This window comes from Citrobacter sp. RHBSTW-00986 (assembly GCF_013783065.1).
GTDB lineage: Bacteria > Pseudomonadota > Gammaproteobacteria > Enterobacterales > Enterobacteriaceae > Citrobacter > Citrobacter braakii.
This window is the reverse complement of the sequence record NZ_CP056200.1, coordinates 3,807,221-3,826,017: the sequence shown is the minus strand read 5'-3', so window position 1 is coordinate 3,826,017 and position 18,797 is coordinate 3,807,221. Positions and strand designations below refer to the sequence as shown.

Genomic DNA, 18,797 nt, shown 5'->3' with positions numbered 1-18,797 from the left:
TCAGGAATAGTATGCAGGTCGGTTTAAATACAACATCACTCTCCGGTAGCGGAGCGCTTAATCCTTCTGTGCAGCAGCATACCGTTGCGCAGAATGCCCCTGTCCGTCAAAAGTTACCCGCAACGGCGAGTGATTACCCGGCCTCACCCCTTATTACTACCCGGCCTCAGCGCTACAGCGTGCAGCTTAACGATCAGCTCACCACGCTGCAGCAAGCTGACCACTACCTGGGTCAACTGGAGCAGCATTTGCTGGACTTTCGTCACGCTTCTCGCCGCGGCGGACAGGCGCTGCAGCAGAAGGGGGCTGAACTAACTCAGTGGCTGGAAAAACGGCCAGCATTGTCCGGTGATGCGGTCGACAGGCAGTTGCGTCCGGTTTTACAGGGTGAGGCACGCGTCACTTTTCACTCGCCTGAACTGGCGCAGATGCTGCAAAAAAACGCGATAAGTTCACGCATGTTCAGTGTTTCTGACGGGCGGCAGACGCAGCACTCTGCGGTGGTGGTGGGCGAGGACCTGGATCCTGGTCAATACAAAATGATGATGAGCAACGCGCTGCGCCGTGTCGGTGTACAGGTGCACGATCAGCAGGGGGCGCTGAGCTTTTCCACGACGGAGAAGCAATGGCAGCAGATCCAACAAACCCTGAGCGTACGTGATGTTGACGCGAAGTCCTCGGCGTTTACTCTGCTAAAGACATTTGCCGATCCCTCTCGTTCAGATGAGCTTCTGCAACATATAGCGCAGGGCAGTTCCCGCACTCAGGATGGGTTACAGCAGGCGCTGGATGTGATTGGCGATCAGCGCGCGCAAATGGCGGCGCAGCAGGAGAAGGCCCGGCAGCTGATTGACGGTATGGCGCGTTTTCCACAGGCAGAAAGTGCGGTTAAAGCATCTGAATCACTGGGCGGGGTACTGGATCATGCTAATCACAATTATCAGGTTTTAGCCCAGGCGGTCAACGGACAAGCCCGGCTTTCCAGCCAGACTGTCCGTAGCTTATTAAGTTAATTCTGCTGACAAGATGTTGTCGAAAAGGTAAATGCCGAGGGTCTGTGATTAACAGGCCTCCTACATCCTGAGTGAAGAGCAAATTTTGCTGCGGGTTTAAATGAATCCACCACGTATGAAGGTTATGCTCAACAATAAAGGAACTGAAATTGGATAAGCGGAGATCGTTATTATCCGCTTTCGCATCGCTAAAATGAAGCTCACCTTGTTGAGATGATTCTGTAGAACGATTAAGGCAAGTGGAGATCTCGAATACTGAAGGAACCTGGTTATTATGTTCCAAAGGGATGAGCGTAAGGGCCGTATCCTTGTGCTGTGGGCTCAGAATAAGTTGGTAATGTGCATTCCTTCCGGCGTTAAGATCATAATAGGCAATAACCGTGTGCTCAATGTGGGCATGGGCCAGAAAACTAAAAAATAGGGAGGAAATAGCCAGGATATAAAAAGCGTAATTATTTGCATTTTGGCATTTCATTTAACATTTTCTCCACTTCTTTAATTAAAATACCATTCATTTCGTTATCTTTATTTAGCCAGTTATCAAAGCTTAGTGCTAACTGCCAGCTATCATTGCATTGATTGCTCATCACAATATCAAGTGCGAGTTTGTTCAACGAGACCCGATAATAAAGGGTCATCGAGGCGCTATGCGCGACCAACAGTTGATTGATTTGCTCTATACCAGGAAGAATATGTTTTGAAACAAGCGATAACGATTTCTTATTCTCACCTGGATCGTAAAGTTGATAGACCGTAATACGGTTGGCATTTTCAAGCGTTTCTTTAACCAGTTGTGGAGTTTCTTCCGTTTTAGTGGCTGATGGCGCTTTAAAATAAGAGATCAGTGCAAACAGCGACAGAGCGACAACGATAACGGGCAAGGTAATCAGAACAGCCCGATAAGGATGATGTTTGGTTGCCAGTTTTTTCTTGCTGGCTTCATGTAATGAACTGTTATTTAAAGTTATTTTTTCTGTTGTTGTTGATGGCAGTTGCTCCTCAGACGCGAGGATTTCAACTACCTCAGCATTCTCTTCGGTTACCTCACTGGCGCTGTCATCAACCTTATTTTCATTAGGAGCAATGATTTCAGTTAGATAGAGTTTATTAAAAAAATACCCTTTTTTTGGTATGGTTTTTATAATTTCTTGTTGTTTACCATCATCATCAATAGCGACGCGCAGGGCGTGAACGGCTGTCGGCAGACTATTTCCACCGACGATGCGATTCTTCCAGACAGCGGTCATTAAAAATGAACGAGATAAAACAACATCGGCATTTTTAGCTAATGTCTCTAACAGAATAAAATGGTATTCGCCCAGGCGACGTATCTCACCTGTTTCACAGTGGATTAACGCATTAAGCGAAGAGTCCATCCGCCAATTGTTGACTACAATACTCATGGTTTATTATACCCGCGCAAGATTTTTATATCCCTGGTGTCACACCGTTAAAAATCAGTGCATTAAAATTCTGGAGAAATTGAGATGTCTTCTGCCTGAGAAACAGCAGGTAAATCGGTATTGAGTGTTTTTTATGCTGTGCAAAAGAGGATTGGAAATGTAGCGAAAGTGTCTGAGACTCACAATATAAAAATACAGGGCATTTGCAACCAAATGTAAAATAAAGTTATAACCAGGCTCTTTAAAACATTTTTATCTAAGCATAATCTTATTTTTATCATAAGGTTAACATAGCAGGTGCGTAATCGATCGGGTCGTTATTAGATATTTCTAATAATCTTTTAATTAAATCTTGATTGAGATCTTCCTTATGCAGTGATTGTTTTGGTGAGGAGCACGGAAAGCTAAAATAGAGGTGGGAGACGTTTTATCTCTCGCGTTAACGATGTTGTGCAAGGCGTAAAAAATTTTTCTGCAGCGCTTTAAGTTTTCCGAAGGGGTGGTCGTTTTTACAGAGTATCGAAACGAAAACGATTATTCCCAAGGAGCAGTACCATGTTATCGATTAATACTAATACCGCATCAATGTCCGCTGTTAACGCTATCAACAAAAGCAGCGCATCACTGTCTACTTCTATGGAACGTCTGGCGACAGGTAACCGTATTAACTCTTCTGCAGATGATGCTGCGGGCAAACAGATTGCCAACCGTCTGACTGCGCAGTCCAGCGGTATGGGCGTTGCGCTGAGCAACATTCAGGACGCGACTGCGATGCTGCAAACTGCAGACAGCATGTTTGACGAAATGACCGACGTACTGGGCCGTATGAAAGACCTGTCCACTCAGGCAGCGAACGGAACCTACAGCGACGAAGATTTGCAGGCGATGCAGGACGAATACGACGAACTGGGTCAGCAGATGTCCGATATGCTGCAGAACACCACTTACGGCGGCACCAACCTGTTCGGTGTTTCCGGTACCAGCAACACCGGCAAAGACGGTCTGTTCCAGGGGGCGGTAACCTTCCAGGTTGGTGCTGAATCTTCTGACACCATGACCGTTGATATCTCCAGCCAACTGGACTCTCTGGTTACCGATTTAAAAAGCGTTAGCAACTCTTTCGAAGCTGATCAGTTAGATGCGACCGGTACTGCAGGCATTTCCGGTGGTACTGAGCTGACCGCTTCTGGTTCTGCAAACCAGATGATCACTACTATCCAGACTGCAATGGACGACGTGTCTAAGATCCAGTCCAAACTGGGTGCATCTATCAACCGTCTGAACGATACCGCCGCTAACCTGACCAGCATGCAGGACAACACTGAAGTGGCGATCGGTAACATTATGGATACCGACTACGCGACGGAAGCGTCCAACATGACCCAGCAACAGGTGCTGATGCAAACCGGCATCACCATGCTGAAGCAGTCCAACAGCATGTCCAGCATGGTTTCCAGCCTGCTGCAGTAATTCCTGACTTAACGTCATTTACAACACCGCCACCCGGCGGTGTTGTGCTTTCAGCGACCTGGCTTTTACCTGGAAACCTTCCTGGGGAAGGGAAAAATCATTTCCGCCATTAAGTTAACTCACTGAATTTTAATTATAAAAATTATTGGCATGCATTTTGCTTTTACATTAATAACGTTGCACGGAGTCATTGATCATGAGCTATACGAGTCCGATCCAAAAATTAGCACAACAATTTGCCTACGCCGATATTGCCACCCAGGCGACGAATCTGCAGAACCAACAGAACGAGTTGAATGCTGAGAGCAGCGGTCTGGACTCGCTAAGTACCGCGCTGACTGATTTTCAGACGGCAATCGATGCGCTGAACAGCGACACCGACGGCCCACTGACGTTTTCCGCCACCACAAATAATGAGTCGAATACGGTGTCGGCTAACTCGCAGGCACAGGCGGGGACCTATTCATTTTATGTTTCGCAGTTAGCTCAGGGGCAACAAACCACGTTCAGCATGAGCGACGATACTTACGCCGCGACGGGGTCATTTGAGATAACCATGGATGACGGTACAACCATGGATATTGACCTGTCTACGGTCGATGAGGATGGCGATAACTGTGTTGATGCCAGTGAACTGGTTGATGCGATTAATAACTCGGACGATAACCCAGGCGTTTCGGCGGCATTGGTTAAGACCGACGGCACGACCACCATCATGCTGACCTCTGATACCACCGGTGAGCAAAGCGGTTTTTCGGTGAGCGTTTCGGGTAACACCGATCTGGCTACGGCGGAATCCTCCAGTGAACAACCGATAACGCAAGCGCAGGACGCCATTATTCACCTCGGTAACGAGGATGGCCCTGCGATCACCAGCAGCACCAATACCTTTGACGATGTGATCCCCGGCGTGACGATGACTTTTTCTGAGGTTAGCGATCCTGATGATCCTAACGATGTGACCACTTTTACCGTCGCGGAAGACTCCAGCGGATCGCAGGCCAAAGTACAGACCTTTGTTGATGCCTACAACACCTTGGTCGACACCATCGATTCACTGACCAGCTACGGCGATGACGACACGGCGTCCGGAGTTTTTGCGGGTGACGCCGGGATGAATTCGCTGGCAAATCAGATGGATGATATTGCTCACGCGTCTTACGGTGGCGTGTCGATTGTTGATTATGGCATCACGCTGGATTCCGACGGTCACTTACAAATTGACTCCACTCAGTTCAGTGAAGCAATGGAAGAAAACCCGGACGGTTTGACCGCTATTTTTGTCGGGGAGGACAGCATGGTCGCGCAGATGGACGACCTGATGGAAAGCTATCTGGATTCCAGCAACGGCATCATCGCCCTGCGCCAGGAAAACATTGATGACCAGCAGAGCAAAATTCAGGACGAAAGCGATCAGCTGACTGAAACCTATAACACCAACTACGAGCGCTATGTGGAAGAGTACACCAATACGCTGGTGGAAACGTACACCATGAAAATGAGTATGGCCGCGTTTATGTAACCGGCTGATTTAAGAGAAGGATTGAGAATCAACATGTACGACACGCAGGATGGTTATTCGCAATACAAAGAGATGGATCTTGCTGCGCGTACCGCAGCAGCATCGCCATTAGAGCTGGTGCTGGTGCTGTTTTCGGGGCTGATGGACGAGCTGGAACGCGCCAAAAGCCACATTGAGAACAAACGCTATGAGCGCAAGGCGCAAAGCATCAACAAATGCATCGATATTCTCAACGCCTTAACCAGCTCGCTGGAGTTTGAAACGGGCGGCGAGTTGGTGGTGAATTTGTCCCGGCTGTATGACCACTGCGTCTACCGCCTGTATGAAGCCAGCGGCGAATTGTCGCTGGAAAAAATTGATGAAGTGATCCTCATCCTGACCAATCTACGCACAGGCTGGGAAGGTCTGTCGGCAAAGCTGGGATAAGACGATGGAAAGAGAGCGTCAGCAACAGCAGCTTTATGCCCTGGTAAAAGAGATGAACGAGGCGCTGGATCGAAAGCGTTGGCGCCGATTACCCGGCCTGCATCAGCAGGTGATGCGCGTTTTTCATGATTATGCCGCCTGGGAAACCGATGCCACCGCGTTGCGAGAGGTCAAAGACACCCTGCATGCGGCGTTTGAGGTGCTGATTGCCCGACGAACGCAGCGTGCGGAAGAACTCAAAGCGCGCATGGATCAACATCAGCAAAACCAGGAAGGAATGTTGGCGTACTCAATGGTTAATTTAATTTCGGAGAAGGCATGAATCCTGTATTACTGGCCTCGGCCAGTGCGTTGGCAGAGGCCACACCGGAAAAGGCGGCTATTTCGGCCCCAACAACGTCAACGAGCGGCAGCACGTTTTCTTTACCGCAGGCCGGGCTTAACGCGGTGGCTGAACGTTTGATCGGCACAAAAATAAACCAACAGCAGGCGTCGTTGCCTGAGCATCAACGCGATGATGCAGATCCTGCGGCCATGCAGGCATTGCTGGCGATGTTACTGGCGCAACCGGCACAGCCGTTAACGCCTGCGGCGGCGCAGAAGCAGCCTGACGGTGAGATGCTGAAAATGCTGACGCAGGCGCAAACTACGGGGGCGGGGTCTGCGCTTTTGCGCCAACTGGCGAGCGCGATGGCCGGGCAAGGAAAACAATCCATGCCGTCGGCTGAGCAGCACGCCACGGATTTATCGTCACTGTCGCCAAAGCTGCAAACGTTACTGGCATCGATCACCGAGAATTTGCCCCAGGCAACCCCGGATCAGCAGGCCAAACTGGCGACATTCTCCGCCCAGGATCTGCGCGCGATCGCGCCTGAACCTGTCTCGCTTTCGACCTCACAGCAAATTTCCGCCCGGGTGAAGTCAGCGGATCACGCCGTTCCTCGCCCGATGGCGGTGAGAAAAACGGATAGCGTAACGGTTAACCCATCGCTTGCGTCGCAAAGTTTGCTCAATACGGCGGTGCAGGGAACTCAGCCGGTAAATGCCCTGAGCGACCACAACGTGGTGTCGACGCAAGTTTCCGCGCCTACCACGCTGTCAACAGAGGAGCTCGGCGAGAAGCTCACCGCGCTGCTCAAAGACAGAATTCAATTCCAGTTGGGTCAGCAACAGCAGGTGTCGACCATTCGTCTAGACCCGCCATCGCTGGGCAAACTGGAAATTGCCGTGCAGCTGGACGCAGGAAAGCTGATGGTGCACATCGGCGCAAATCAGAGCGATGTCTGCCGCTCGTTGCAGCAATTTAGCGAGAACTTACGCCAGCACCTCACGGCGCAGAACTTCATGGAAGTGAATGTTCAGGTCTCTTCCGAGGGACAATCGCAACAGCAACAACAGCAGTCAGGCCATCAACAGGACGAGGTGACGTCGGCGCTAACGCTTAACGACGAACCTCAATTTCAACAGAACGAATCCGTTCTGATCAAAGTGTAAAAGCAAGATGAAGAAAATTGTTATTGCGTGTGTGATCAGCTCTGTCGTTGCTCTGGGTATTGCTGGTGGGGCTGGATGGGGTATTTATCATTTTATGAATAAAGGTGCGACAGCTAAGGCAGCAAAACCCGCTGAGATACCCGAAGAAAATCAGGATGAGAGCAGCAGCATTTTTGTCTCTCTGCCGGAAACGGTGGTTACGCTTCATGATAGTGAAGGGGCAGACCGATACATGGTGGCAGAGCTGGTAATGGTCGTTGATTCAGAGAAAGACGCTGAAAAAATTAAGAAAGACGAACCGCTCTATCAAAGTATTACGGTAGATGAACTCTCGAATATGAAATATGAAGAGATTCGGGCGCTGAAGATCTCCGATATCAGAAAGAAAGTTTTTGAAAATCTGAAAATTGAATTAGCGAAACGCAAAATGGCGACACCGTATAAGGACATATTGGTGAAAAAAGTCGTGTTTCAATAAGCGACAAGCCAGGAAATAACATGATCCAGGATGCTTACGAGTCAGAAGATTTTAATGCGACGCCCGTGCTAACGCCAAAGCAAGAGAGCCATTATTTACAGGCTTATCTTCCTTTGGTGCGCAAAGTGGTGCGTCAACTTGCGCCGCAATGTACCTGCGTTATGGACAGGCAGGATATGGAGCAAACGGCGCTGATGGGATTGCTGAATGCGATTCGTCGCTATGGTCAACCGGATGAGGGCTTTGCCGGTTATGCCGTCCATCGTATCCGCGGAGCCATACTCGATGAGCTGCGCAGCCTCGACTGGCGGCCTCGTCAGCTACGACAAAAATACCATCAGATTAAAGATTTGATTCGTGATGCGCGTACTCAGCTCGGGCATGAACCCTCATGGGAGGAGCTTTCCCTGTTGGGTTTGTCGTCTGAAGATTATCAGGAATATCAACAGCTGGAAGGTGCTGAATCGCTGGCCAGCCTGGATGAATTACTGAATGGCGATATACCGATTGCGCCGCTCGAAGGGCGGGGGCTTGAAGAACAATTCGTCACGCAGGAAATGCTGGGTTATGCCCTGAGCCAACTCAGCGAAAAGGAGGGACTGGTGCTCTCAATGTATTACCAGCACGATATGAATTTAAAAGAAATCGCGCTGGTATTAGGGCTGACTGAAGCTCGAATTTGTCAAATGAATAAAAAAATCACGCACAAGATTCGTGATTGTTTATATCCAGATTAACAATTCCGAATCAATATGCGGAGGACGTAATGCAAAAGATTTTTGGTTTATTGGTGGTTTTAGGCTGCGTATTTGGTGGCTACTTTGAGGCTGGCGGACAGTTAATTGCTATCTGGCAGCCGGCAGAAATTATTATTATCGTGGGGGCCGGTCTGGGGGCGATGATTATCGGTAACCCAATGCATGTGCTTAAAGAGATTGCTCACCAGATCAAAGGCGTGGTCAGCAAAAAGAAAATGGGGCCGGAGTTCCAGCGTCAGCTGCTGATGTGCCTGTATGAACTGCTGGAAATGGTGCAAAACGGCGGTCTGCGTATGTTAGATCAGCATATCGAACAGCCGGAAGAGAGTACCATTTTCCAGAAATACCCGCTGGTACTGACCCAGAAACGACTGGTGACCTTTATCGCCGATAATTTCCGTCTGATGGCGATGGGGAAAATTGATGCCCATGAGCTGGAAGGGATCCTCGATCAGGAACTGGATACCGCGGAAGAATCGCTGTTAACCCCTTCGCGCTCTCTGCAGCGTACCGCTGAGGCGATGCCTGGCTTCGGCATTTGCGCGGCGGTGCTGGGTATCATCATCACCATGCAGTCAATCGATGGTTCCATTGCGCTTATCGGCCTGAAAGTGGCGGCGGCGCTGGTGGGGACATTCTTAGGGGTCTTCATCTGTTATTGCGTGATGGATCCGCTGGCAAACGCCATGGAACAGCAGGCGCGGGCGGAACATTCGCTGCTCGAATGTGTACGTACCGTGCTGGTGGCGCAAGCGGGCGGTAAGCCGACGCTGCTGGCGGTTGATGCGGGACGTAAACTTCTTCATCTGGCTTCCAAACCCACATTCGCCAATCTGGATGCGTGGGTGAATGCGATGCTGGAGCAAGAATAAGCATGAGGAAGGGGCCAAATCGTCGCGATCGCGGCGCGAAAACCACCATTATCCGCCGACAAATCAAAAAGAATCATGCAGGTCATCATGGGGGAGCGTGGAAGGTGGCATTTGCTGACTTTACGCTGGCGATGATGGCGTTGTTTATGACGTTGTGGATTGTGAACAGCGTCAGTAAAGCTGACCGCGAAAATATCGTGGCGGCGCTGCATGGTCAGTCAATCTTTAACGGTGGCGGTATGGCGCCGTTAAATAAGCTGGGCAAGCAGCCGATAGCGCCGGGAGCGCAGAAGAAAAACGTCACGCGCAACAAACTCGATAAAACCGTCAACCCGCAGGAGACGGCGAAAATTACGGAAGAGAACGCGAAAAAGGCGCTGGATGTGAATGAAAAAGCGGTGCTGCTGAAACAAAAATCAGCCCGCGAATTGGGCGAACTGGCGACCGACATTAACGTTATCGCCCGCAATGCGCATATGGAAACTAACCTCGAGATGGAGATTGTTCCTCAGGGGCTGCGCGTACTGATTAAAGATGACCAAAATCGCAATATGTTTGAGCGCGGTAGCGCCAGGATTATGCCGTTCTTTAAATCGCTGCTGGTTGAACTGACTCCCGTGTTTGACTCGCTTGATAACAAGATAATCATCACCGGGCATACAGACGCGATGAGCTATAAGAGTAACATTTACAACAACTGGAACCTCTCCGGCGACCGCGCTTTGTCGGCGCGACGCGTGCTGGAGGATGCCGGAATGCCGCAGAATAAAGTCATGCAGGTCAGCGCGATGGCGGACCAAATGCTGCTGGATGCGAAAAACCCGGAAAGTGCCGGGAACCGTCGCATTGAGATCATGGTGCTGACGCAAAGCGCTTCCGATACGTTGTATCAATATTTTGGCCAGCAGGGAGAGAAGGTTGTGCAACCGCTGGTGGATAAGCTGGACAAGCAAAAGCAGGTGACTTCTTTACGTCAACAATCTGCTCCCGTCACTCATTAATTCTGTTCCCGTCCCCCACGCAACGTGGGGGCAATTTATTCCTCAGGAAGGCAATGTGATAGATGTAACCCATATTATTCCATTGGAGATTCATACTGATAACGTCACCGATGTAGCCTGTCAGGGGGCGCATTTCGACAAGGTCTCAGGTATCTGGTACACCGAACCCCACGAGCTAAACGGGGCGCTTCGTGACTATGTCTACGACACCGACAATTTTAATATTGTCGCGCCGTACTATCTGGTTATTACCTCGAAGATGCACTGCTGGAGCTGCCACCAAATTACCCGCATCCATGGCGTGATGTTTACCCGCTTTATTAAGAAAAATCAGGATGGTCAGGGCTGGCAGTCGGTCAGGCGTAACAGCTTTTTGTTCCACATTAATTCTCTGCCTGAAGAGATAAAAAAGAACATCAAAGCCAGCAATTACTACCTCGATAAAAGTAAAACCACCGGGCTACGTTACTGGATGAATCACTGTGAAATTTGTGGTGAACGTCTGGGCGACTACGAGCTTTTCTGCGTTGAAAATGATGCCTTCCGCCTGATGACAATCGAAAAACTGCTGCGGGCAAATGTTCGCAAAGTGAATAAACTGTTTGTCAGTACGGCGGGGAATCCCGTAGAACATACGAAAAAGGATATTGTGCGTTACCTGTGCGATGCCCGCTTCGTCATGAATGGTCCGGCGTAAGGAATAATCATACTTCTCACACTATAAAAATACTGTATACTTAAACAGTGTTGTGGGAGGCGAGTAATGCGCAAAATCATACATGTTGATATGGACTGCTTTTTCGCAGCGGTGGAAATGCGCGATAACCCCGCTCTGCGTGACATTCCCATTGCCATCGGCGGCAGCCGGGAGCGCCGGGGGGTTATCAGTACAGCCAATTACCCGGCGCGCAAATTTGGCGTGCGTAGCGCGATGCCAACGGGAATGGCGTTAAAGCTATGCCCGCATCTTACCTTATTACCCGGTCGCTACGAGGCCTACAAAGAAGCCTCCCGCCAGATTCAGGCGATTTTCTCCCGCTATACCTCGCTGATTGAACCCCTGTCGCTGGATGAAGCCTATCTGGATGTAACCGACAGCACCCACTGCCACGGTTCTGCCACGCTGATCGCCCAGGAGATCCGCCAGACGATTTTTAACGAGCTGCAGCTAACCGCCTCCGCCGGGATTGCGCCGGTTAAATTTCTGGCAAAAATAGCCTCCGATCTCAACAAGCCCAACGGGCAATATGTAATTACCCCTGCCGATGTTCCTGAATTTCTCAAAACGTTACCGCTCGGCAAAATTCCTGGCGTCGGCAAAGTCTCCGCCGCGAAGCTGGAATCAATGGGATTGCGTACCTGCGAGGATGTTCAAAAATACGACCTGGCAATGCTGCTCAAACGTTTTGGTAAGTTTGGTCGCGTGCTGTGGGAGCGAAGCCAGGGCATTGACGAGCGGGACGTTAACAACGACAGACTGCGCAAATCCGTCGGCGTGGAGCGCACGCTGGCGGAAGATATTCATGAGTGGTCAGAATGCGAGGCGATTATTGAGCGGCTTTATCCCGAACTGGAACGGCGTCTGGCCAAGGTAAAGCCGGATCTCCTTATCGCTCGCCAGGGGATAAAACTCAAGTTTAATGATTTTCAGCAGACCACGCAGGAGCACGTCTGGCCGCGCTTAAATAAAGATGACTTAATTGCGACGGCGCGTAAAACCTGGGAAGAACGTCGGGGAGGGCGAGGCGTGAGGCTGGTGGGATTACACGTCACGCTGCTGGATCCCCAACTGGAAAGACAGCTGCTGTTGGGGCTGTGACTCTGATGGATTGCCGGATAAGCGCAGCGCTATCCGGCATTTAGCGCAGAATCTTACTTCGCCGGAATCGACTTCAGCAGTTCAGTCAGCAGCGTCCAGTAGTGGCCAACGCTTTCGATATGAACCTGCTCATCCGGGGAGTGTGGACCGGTGATGGTTGGCCCGATGGAAACCATGTCCATTTCCGGATACGGTTTCTTGAACAGGCCACATTCCAGACCGGCGTGAATGATCTGGATGTTTGGCGTTTTGTTGAACAGACGCTGGTAGGTTTCGCGAACCAGGTGCATAACCGGAGAGTTAGCATCCGGCTGCCAGCCAGGGTATCCGCCTTTGGCCTGGGTTTTCGCGCCAGCCAGTTTACCCAGTGAATCCAGCATGCTCACCACGTAGTCTTTACCGCTGTCGATCAGGGAACGGATCAGGCAGTGAATTTCAACGTTGTCGTCAGTCATGGTTACAACGCCGACGTTCAGGGAGGTTTCTACCACGCCTTTGGCTACGTCGGAATTGCGGATAACACCGTTCGGGGTGGCGTTCAGCAGACGTACGAAGCTGTCGCGAGACTGAGTGGTCAGCGCGGCTTTGTCGTGAGTCACGGCATCCAGCAGCAGAGCCAGGTTCTTCTCTTTGGCTTCCAGTTCGTTTTTCAGGATTTCCTGGTAGGTGTTGACCAGCGCTTTTAACGCATCAACTTTATCTGCCGCCACGGCGAGGGTGGCAAAGGCTTCACGCGGAATTGCGTTGCGCAGCGTACCGCCGTTGAAATCAACCAGACGCAGATCCAGCTCTTCAGCGTGACCCGCCAGGAAGCGTACCAGCAGCTTGTTAGCGTTACCGAGACCAACGTGGATTTCGCCACCGGAGTGACCGCCTTTCAGGCCTTTCAATGTCAGCTTAAAGCTCTGGAAGCCAGCCGGGATTGCTTCACGGGACAGCGGCAGGTTAGAGGTAAAGTCGATACCGCCTGCGCAACCCATATAGATCTCACCTTCTTCTTCAGAGTCGGTGTTGATCAGGATATCTGCCTGCAGCCAGTTAGCCTGCAGACCAAACGCGCCATCCATACCTGCTTCTTCGGTCATGGTCAGCAGCACTTCGAGCGGACCGTGTACCACGTTGTCATCAGCCAGAACGGCCAGTGCGGACGCCATACCGATGCCGTTATCCGCACCCAGCGTGGTGCCACGGGCTTTTACCCATTCGCCGTCAATATAAGGCTGGATAGGATCTTTAGTGAAGTCGTGCACGGTGTCGTTATTTTTCTGCGGGACCATATCCAGGTGCGCTTGCAGAACGACCGGCTTGCGGTTTTCCATTCCTGCGGTAGCGGGTTTGCGAATCAGGATATTACCGACCTGATCGCGCTCGACGTGGAAACCTTTCTCTTGGGCCCAGCTCAGAATGTGTTCAGCGAGCTGCTCTTCATGGTAGGACGGATGAGGAATAGAACAGATTTTGGCAAAAATATCCCACAGCGGTTGCGGGGATAACTGAGACAGTTCAGACACGTTGAGTCTCCTTGGCGATGTCCTACAAAACTTGCTTGCAGGCCACAGGGTTAGCAGAATTAAAAACATCACAAGTCAGGCTTGCGCGATGCGATTGAGAATACCACTTTCTCCGCTGACGGCTAGCATAAAGCATGCAAAAAGAGGCGCGGATTCCGCGAAACACTGGTTTTTAGTGCGTCAGATCTCTATAATCTCGCGCAACCTATTTCCCCCTCGAACACTTTTTAAGCCGTAGATAAACAGGCTGGGACACTTCACATGAGCGAAAAATACGTCGTCACCTGGGACATGTTGCAGATCCATGCACGTAAACTGGCAAGCCGCCTGATGCCTTCTGAACAATGGAAAGGCATTATTGCCGTTAGCCGTGGTGGTCTGGTGCCGGGCGCATTGCTGGCGCGTGAATTGGGTATTCGTCATGTCGATACCGTATGCATCTCCAGCTACGATCACGACAACCAGCGCGAACTGAAAGTGCTGAAGCGTGCCGAAGGCGACGGTGAAGGTTTCATCGTAATTGATGACCTGGTTGACACCGGTGGTACCGCCGTAGCGATCCGCGAAATGTACCCTAAAGCGCATTTCGTCACTATTTTCGCTAAGCCGGCAGGTCGCCCGCTGGTGAATGATTATGTTGTTGATATCCCTCAGGATACCTGGATTGAGCAGCCGTGGGATATGGGCGTAGTGTTCGTTCCGCCGATCTCGGGTCGCTAATCTAAAAAGTTTTCAACGCCCGCACTGTCGGGCGTTGTTCTTTTTGTGCTGTGTCAGGTTACACTATGCCTTAGTGAGTACTCATGGAGGCTGCAATCATGTCACAGGCTAACCTCAGCGAAGTCCTGTTTAAACCCCGCTTCAAACACCCTGAAACGTCAACGCTGGTTCGTCGTTTTAATCACGGCGCGCAGCCGTCCGTACAATCGACCCTGGATGGCAAAACCATCCCGCACTGGTACCGTATGGTGAACCGCCTGATGTGGATCTGGCGTGGCGTCGATCCGCGCGAAATCCTCGAAGTGCAGGCACGTATCGTCATGAGCGAAGCCGAACGCACCGATAAAGAGCTTTACGACACGGTTATCGGCTATCGCGGCGGAAACTGGATTTACGAGTGGGCGAAGCAGGCGATGGACTGGCAACAGAAAGCCTCTATGGAAGAGGATCCGCAGGTGAGCGGACGCCACTGGCTGCATGCTTCCACGCTCTACAACATCGCTGCTTATCCGCACTTAAAAGGCGATGAGCTGGCAGAGCAGGCGCAGGCTCTGGCCAATCGCGCCTATGAAGAGGCCGCACAGCGTCTGCCGGGCACGCTGCGTGAGATGGAATTTGCCGTTACCGGCGGCGCGCCGATTACCGGCTTCCTGCATATGCCAAAAGGCGACGGTCCGTTCCCGACGGTGCTGATGTGCGGAGGCCTCGATTCCATGCAAACGGATTATTACACTCTGTATGAGCGCTACTTTGCCCCGCGCGGTATTGCCATGCTGACGCTGGATATGCCGTCGGTCGGGTTCTCGTCAAAATGGAAACTGACCCAGGACTCCAGCCTGCTGCACCAGCACGTATTAAAAGCTCTGCCGAATGTTCCATGGGTGGATCACACCCGTGTGGCGGCCTTCGGCTTCCGCTTTGGCGCCAACGTAGCGGTACGCCTTGCGTATCTGGAATCATCACGTCTGAAGGCGGTGGCCTGTTTGGGGCCGGTGGTTCATGCGCTGCTTAGCGACCCGCAGCGCCAGGCAAGCGTCCCGGAAATGTACCTTGACGTTCTGGCCAGTCGTTTGGGAATGCACGACGCATCCGATGAAGCGTTGCGCGTTGAGCTTAATCGCTATTCATTAAAAGTGCAGGGCCTGCTGGGCCGACGCTGCCCAACGCCAATGCTGTCGGGGTTCTGGAAAAACGATCCGTTTAGCCCGGAAGAGGAGTCGCGTTTAATCACATCTTCATCTTCTGACGGTAAGCTGCTGGAGGTTCCATTCAACCCGGTGTATCGCAATTTTGACAAAGGGCTGCAGGAAATAACCGGTTGGATCAATCAGAGATTGTGTTAAAAGTTTGCTAAATTTTATCGATTTGGTAAAACAGGTGCTTCACCTAAGGAGATCGTAATGACGTTACCGAGTGGGCATCCGAAAAGTAGATTGATCAAGAAATTCACCGCGCTTGGCCCGTACATCCGGGAAGGGCAGTGCGAAGATAATCGGTTTTTTTTCGATTGTCTGGCTGTTTGCGTCAATGTGAAACCCGCCCCAGAGAAACGTGAGTTTTGGGGCTGGTGGATGGAACTGGAGGCGCAGGAAAAACGCTTCACGTACAGCTACCAGTTTGGCTTGTTCGATAAAGACGGGAACTGGACTGCGGTGCCGGTGAAAGAGACTGAAGTGGTAGAGCGACTGGAATACACCTTACGTGAATTTCATGAAAAATTACGTGGGTTGTTAACGTCGCTGAATCTGGCGCTGGAGCCTGCTGACGATTTTAACGATGAACCGGTTAAATTAACGGCATAATGAACAGTAAAATGCAGGATGGCGGCGCAACCCCATCCGGCATTTTTTTATGCTACATCAGAACTGATAAACCATACCGACAGCAACGATATCATCATTGTTGATGCCCAGTTTATTGTCGCTATCGAGCTGGTTGATTTTATAATCGACAAACGCGGACATATTTTTGTTGAAATAGTATGTTGCGCCAACGTCGATATAATTCACCAGATCCTCATTGCCTACGCCTTCAATATCTTTCCCTTTTGACAGCACATAACCCAGTGACGGACGCAGACCAAAGTCAAACTGGTACTGAACTACCGCTTCGAAGTTCTGTGTTTTATTAGCGAAGCCACCGGAAATTGGCGTCATATTGCGCGTTTCAGAATAGAACGTCGCAATATAAATATCGTTAGCATCATATTTTAAACCGGTTGCCCAGGCTTCTGCTTTATCGCCAGTCCCACGCGTTTGCAGATTCTGCTGGTTGGTACGATCGGAGTTGGTATACGCACCGCTCACCGCGAAATCGCTGCCGCCAAAATCATAGGTAACGGAAGTACCAAAACCGTCGCCGTTTTGTTTTTTCACATCGCGGTCCTGATTTTTCCCCTGGTATTGCAGGGTGAGATCCAGACCATCCACGACGCCGAAGAAGTCGGTGTTACGGTAGGTCGCCAGGCCGCTGGCGCGTTTGGTCATAAAGTTATCGGTCTGCGCGGAGGAGTCGCCGCCGAATTCCGGGAACATATCGGTCCACGCTTCCACGTCGTACAGCGCGCCGAGGTTACGACCGTAATCAAACGAGCCAAGGTTTTTTAATTTCAGACCGGCAAAGGCCAGACGGGTTTTTTGCTGGTTTGAGTCGCTTTCGGCTTTATTGCCGGCGAACTCTGCTTCCCAGCGGCCATATCCCGTCAGTTCATCGTTAATTTGCGTTTCGCCTTTAAAACCTAAACGGATATAGCTCTGGTCGCCGTCTTTGCTGTCATAATCCGTCATGTAATGCATGGCTTTTACTTTGCCGTACAGGTCCAGTTTATTACCGTTCTTGTTATACACTTCCGCTGCCTGTACGGATGCCGACGCAGTAATACCCATCACCACTAATGCCAGAGTGCTCTTTTTCATTTTCATTCCTGATTAAAAGTACGCGCTAATATTCACTGGGTGTGATCCCCGTTAAAAGACAGGAGGGTTTTTAACGTCTGGTAATGAACGTTTTATGACAAAGTAAGAATATTTTTAAAAAAGGATGTTTTTTTGTTTCTGTAATAAATGCGTCAAAATCTGCCGCTACGCTTGCTGATCCTGCGCAATAAAATTTCATGCTTTGTGCGCTGGTTGTTGGCAACCGGGGCCAGTCCTGCTAAAACGTTCGTTTGATATCATTTTCCCCAATTTTGAATGGCAGAGAATCATGAGTGACAGCCAGACGCTGGTGGTAAAACTTGGCACCAGTGTGTTAACGGGCGGATCGCGCCGCCTGAACCGCGCCCACATCGTAGAACTGGTTCGCCAGTGCGCGCAGCTCCATGCCGCAGGGCATCGTATTGTTATCGTTACCTCGGGCGCGATTGCCGCCGGACGTGAGCATCTGGGATACCCTGAGCTCCCGGCAACGATAGCCTCGAAACAGCTGTTGGCGGCGGTAGGGCAGAGCCGATTGATTCAACTGTGGGAACAGTTGTTCTCGATTTACGGTATTCACATCGGACAGATGCTGCTAACGCGTGCGGATATGGAAGACAGAGAGCGCTTCCTTAACGCCCGCGATACGCTACGCGCGCTGCTGGATAACAACATCGTTCCTGTCATTAATGAGAACGACGCCGTAGCGACCGCCGAAATTAAAGTCGGTGATAACGACAACCTTTCAGCGCTGGCGGCGATTCTGGCCGGGGCCGATAAGCTGCTGCTGCTGACCGATCAGCAAGGGCTGTTTACCGCCGATCCGCGCACCAACCCGCAGGCTGAGCTGATCAAAGACGTTCACGGTATTGATGATGCGCTGCGCGCCATTGCCGGTGATAGCGTCTCGGGTCTGGGAACCGGCGGTATGGGGACTAAACTGCAGGCCGCTGATGTTGCATGCCGCGCCGGGATTGACACCATTATTGCCGCAGGCAGCAAGCCGGGCGTAATTGGCGACGTGATGGAAGGCGTTTCCGTTGGGACGCGTTTCCATGCACAGGCCTCTCCGCTGGAGAACCGTAAACGCTGGATCTTCGGCGCACCGCCTGCCGGGGAAATTACCGTTGATGAGGGGGCGACCGCAGCGATTCTGGAGCGTGGCAGTTCATTACTGCCAAAAGGCATTAAAAGCGTGACAGGCAACTTCTCTCGTGGTGAAGTGATCCGCATCTGCAATCTCGAAGGGCGCGATATTGCCCACGGCGTTACCCGCTATAACAGCGATGCGCTGCGCCGTATTGCCGGACATCACTCACAACAGATCGACACCATCCTGGGCTACGAATACGGTCCGGTTGCTGTCCATCGCGACGACATGATTACCCGTTAAGG

At 51.1% G+C, this 18,797-nt stretch carries 19 protein-coding genes; 16 read left to right on the top strand and 3 right to left on the bottom strand.

The genetic code is table 11. The features are described 5' to 3' along the window. The first annotated feature begins 11 nt into the window (after positions 1 to 11). Complete coding sequence (locus HV345_RS18590) at positions 12 to 1,013, top strand: flagellar hook-associated protein (RefSeq protein WP_181635908.1); 1,002 nt, start codon at positions 12 to 14, stop codon at positions 1,011 to 1,013. 452 nt (positions 1,014 to 1,465) lie between these two features. On the opposite strand, the gene HV345_RS18585 is transcribed toward HV345_RS18590, so the two are convergent. Beyond that, entirely contained in the window at positions 1,466 to 2,416 is a 951-nt protein-coding gene (locus tag HV345_RS18585; protein ID WP_181635907.1) for a transcriptional regulator, read from the bottom strand. 555 nt (positions 2,417 to 2,971) lie between these two features. Between HV345_RS18585 and lafA the strand changes: the two genes are divergently transcribed. The 11 genes from lafA (at position 2,972) to dinB (ending at position 12,256) form a co-directional block, all read left to right on the top strand. Then, positions 2,972 to 3,886 carry a lateral flagellin LafA gene (gene lafA / locus HV345_RS18580; protein ID WP_049040787.1) on the top strand — a complete coding sequence of 305 codons (915 nt, stop codon included), beginning with the start codon at positions 2,972 to 2,974 and terminating at the stop codon, positions 3,884 to 3,886. Positions 3,887 to 4,082: 196 nt separating this feature from the next. Then, positions 4,083 to 5,408, top strand: a complete 1,326-nt coding sequence (fliD, locus tag HV345_RS18575; protein ID WP_137366598.1) for a flagellar filament capping protein FliD — start codon at positions 4,083 to 4,085, stop codon at positions 5,406 to 5,408. 33 nt (positions 5,409 to 5,441) lie between these two features. Continuing rightward, positions 5,442 to 5,834, top strand: coding sequence for a flagellar export chaperone FliS (gene fliS / locus HV345_RS18570; RefSeq protein WP_003843794.1), 393 nt, complete (start codon positions 5,442 to 5,444; stop codon positions 5,832 to 5,834). A gap of 4 nt (positions 5,835 to 5,838) precedes the next feature. Beyond that, entirely contained in the window at positions 5,839 to 6,156 is a 318-nt protein-coding gene (locus HV345_RS18565; protein ID WP_016151855.1) for a hypothetical protein, read from the top strand. After that, complete coding sequence (locus tag HV345_RS18560) at positions 6,153 to 7,328, top strand: flagellar hook-length control protein FliK (RefSeq protein ID WP_181632878.1); 1,176 nt, start codon at positions 6,153 to 6,155, stop codon at positions 7,326 to 7,328. The genes HV345_RS18565 and HV345_RS18560 overlap by 4 nt, the downstream gene beginning before the upstream one ends. A gap of 7 nt (positions 7,329 to 7,335) precedes the next feature. Next, the gene (fliL, locus tag HV345_RS18555; protein ID WP_016151857.1) at positions 7,336 to 7,806 is read left to right on the top strand and encodes a flagellar basal body-associated protein FliL; all 471 of its coding nucleotides are present in this window, start codon (positions 7,336 to 7,338) and stop codon (positions 7,804 to 7,806) included. Between the two features lie 20 nt (positions 7,807 to 7,826). Beyond that, complete coding sequence (locus HV345_RS18550) at positions 7,827 to 8,543, top strand: FliA/WhiG family RNA polymerase sigma factor (protein WP_016151858.1); 717 nt, start codon at positions 7,827 to 7,829, stop codon at positions 8,541 to 8,543. A gap of 29 nt (positions 8,544 to 8,572) precedes the next feature. Continuing rightward, positions 8,573 to 9,436: a flagellar motor stator protein MotA gene (gene motA / locus HV345_RS18545; protein WP_016151859.1), complete on the top strand. Its 864-nt coding sequence runs from the start codon at positions 8,573 to 8,575 to the stop codon at positions 9,434 to 9,436. 2 nt (positions 9,437 to 9,438) lie between these two features. After that, the gene (gene lafU / locus HV345_RS18540) at positions 9,439 to 10,437 is read left to right on the top strand and encodes a putative lateral flagellar export/assembly protein LafU (protein ID WP_016151860.1); all 999 of its coding nucleotides are present in this window, start codon (positions 9,439 to 9,441) and stop codon (positions 10,435 to 10,437) included. 55 nt (positions 10,438 to 10,492) lie between these two features. Continuing rightward, positions 10,493 to 11,134 carry a DNA primase gene (locus HV345_RS18535; protein ID WP_181635906.1) on the top strand — a complete coding sequence of 214 codons (642 nt, stop codon included), beginning with the start codon at positions 10,493 to 10,495 and terminating at the stop codon, positions 11,132 to 11,134. 66 nt (positions 11,135 to 11,200) lie between these two features. Then, a complete protein-coding gene (gene dinB, locus HV345_RS18530; protein WP_016155765.1) occupies positions 11,201 to 12,256 on the top strand; it encodes a DNA polymerase IV in 1,056 nt (351 codons plus the stop codon). 53 nt (positions 12,257 to 12,309) lie between these two features. Here the strand turns inward: dinB and pepD are convergent, their stop codons facing one another. Next, the gene (gene pepD / locus HV345_RS18525) at positions 12,310 to 13,767 is read right to left on the bottom strand and encodes a cytosol nonspecific dipeptidase (RefSeq protein WP_016151863.1); all 1,458 of its coding nucleotides are present in this window, start codon (positions 13,765 to 13,767) and stop codon (positions 12,310 to 12,312) included. 261 nt (positions 13,768 to 14,028) lie between these two features. Here pepD and gpt point away from each other — a divergent pair, with 261 nt between their 5' ends. The 3 genes from gpt (at position 14,029) to crl (ending at position 16,289) form a co-directional block, all read left to right on the top strand. Further along, positions 14,029 to 14,487 carry a xanthine phosphoribosyltransferase gene (gpt, locus tag HV345_RS18520; RefSeq protein WP_003031380.1) on the top strand — a complete coding sequence of 153 codons (459 nt, stop codon included), beginning with the start codon at positions 14,029 to 14,031 and terminating at the stop codon, positions 14,485 to 14,487. Positions 14,488 to 14,585: 98 nt separating this feature from the next. Beyond that, positions 14,586 to 15,830: an esterase FrsA gene (frsA, locus tag HV345_RS18515; protein ID WP_181635905.1), complete on the top strand. Its 1,245-nt coding sequence runs from the start codon at positions 14,586 to 14,588 to the stop codon at positions 15,828 to 15,830. A 57-nt stretch (positions 15,831 to 15,887) separates the two neighbouring features. Further along, the gene (crl, locus tag HV345_RS18510; protein WP_016151866.1) at positions 15,888 to 16,289 is read left to right on the top strand and encodes a sigma factor-binding protein Crl; all 402 of its coding nucleotides are present in this window, start codon (positions 15,888 to 15,890) and stop codon (positions 16,287 to 16,289) included. 57 nt (positions 16,290 to 16,346) lie between these two features. On the opposite strand, the gene phoE is transcribed toward crl, so the two are convergent. Further along, entirely contained in the window at positions 16,347 to 17,402 is a 1,056-nt protein-coding gene (gene phoE / locus HV345_RS18505; protein WP_016151867.1) for a phosphoporin PhoE, read from the bottom strand. A 289-nt stretch (positions 17,403 to 17,691) separates the two neighbouring features. On the opposite strand from phoE, the gene proB reads away from it, so the two are divergent. After that, on the top strand, positions 17,692 to 18,795 hold the full coding sequence (proB, locus tag HV345_RS18500; RefSeq protein WP_003031373.1) for a glutamate 5-kinase: 1,104 nt from the start codon (positions 17,692 to 17,694) through the stop codon (positions 18,793 to 18,795). Positions 18,796 to 18,797 lie beyond the last annotated feature (2 nt).

What these genes read in the sequence shown, in the direction of transcription:
- HV345_RS18590 (WP_181635908.1), top strand. Translation starts at nt 12, where the DNA reads ATGCAGGTCGGTTTAAATACAACATCACTCTCCGGTAGCGGAGCGCTT.
- HV345_RS18585 (WP_181635907.1), bottom strand. Translation starts at nt 2,416, where the DNA reads ATGAGTATTGTAGTCAACAATTGGCGGATGGACTCTTCGCTTAATGCG.
- lafA (WP_049040787.1), top strand. Translation starts at nt 2,972, where the DNA reads ATGTTATCGATTAATACTAATACCGCATCAATGTCCGCTGTTAACGCT.
- fliD (WP_137366598.1), top strand. Translation starts at nt 4,083, where the DNA reads ATGAGCTATACGAGTCCGATCCAAAAATTAGCACAACAATTTGCCTAC.
- fliS (WP_003843794.1), top strand. Translation starts at nt 5,442, where the DNA reads ATGTACGACACGCAGGATGGTTATTCGCAATACAAAGAGATGGATCTT.
- HV345_RS18565 (WP_016151855.1), top strand. Translation starts at nt 5,839, where the DNA reads ATGGAAAGAGAGCGTCAGCAACAGCAGCTTTATGCCCTGGTAAAAGAG.
- HV345_RS18560 (WP_181632878.1), top strand. Translation starts at nt 6,153, where the DNA reads ATGAATCCTGTATTACTGGCCTCGGCCAGTGCGTTGGCAGAGGCCACA.
- fliL (WP_016151857.1), top strand. Translation starts at nt 7,336, where the DNA reads ATGAAGAAAATTGTTATTGCGTGTGTGATCAGCTCTGTCGTTGCTCTG.
- HV345_RS18550 (WP_016151858.1), top strand. Translation starts at nt 7,827, where the DNA reads ATGATCCAGGATGCTTACGAGTCAGAAGATTTTAATGCGACGCCCGTG.
- motA (WP_016151859.1), top strand. Translation starts at nt 8,573, where the DNA reads ATGCAAAAGATTTTTGGTTTATTGGTGGTTTTAGGCTGCGTATTTGGT.
- lafU (WP_016151860.1), top strand. Translation starts at nt 9,439, where the DNA reads ATGAGGAAGGGGCCAAATCGTCGCGATCGCGGCGCGAAAACCACCATT.
- dinB (WP_016155765.1), top strand. Translation starts at nt 11,201, where the DNA reads ATGCGCAAAATCATACATGTTGATATGGACTGCTTTTTCGCAGCGGTG.
- gpt (WP_003031380.1), top strand. Translation starts at nt 14,029, where the DNA reads ATGAGCGAAAAATACGTCGTCACCTGGGACATGTTGCAGATCCATGCA.
- frsA (WP_181635905.1), top strand. Translation starts at nt 14,586, where the DNA reads ATGTCACAGGCTAACCTCAGCGAAGTCCTGTTTAAACCCCGCTTCAAA.
- crl (WP_016151866.1), top strand. Translation starts at nt 15,888, where the DNA reads ATGACGTTACCGAGTGGGCATCCGAAAAGTAGATTGATCAAGAAATTC.
- phoE (WP_016151867.1), bottom strand. Translation starts at nt 17,402, where the DNA reads ATGAAAAAGAGCACTCTGGCATTAGTGGTGATGGGTATTACTGCGTCG.
- proB (WP_003031373.1), top strand. Translation starts at nt 17,692, where the DNA reads ATGAGTGACAGCCAGACGCTGGTGGTAAAACTTGGCACCAGTGTGTTA.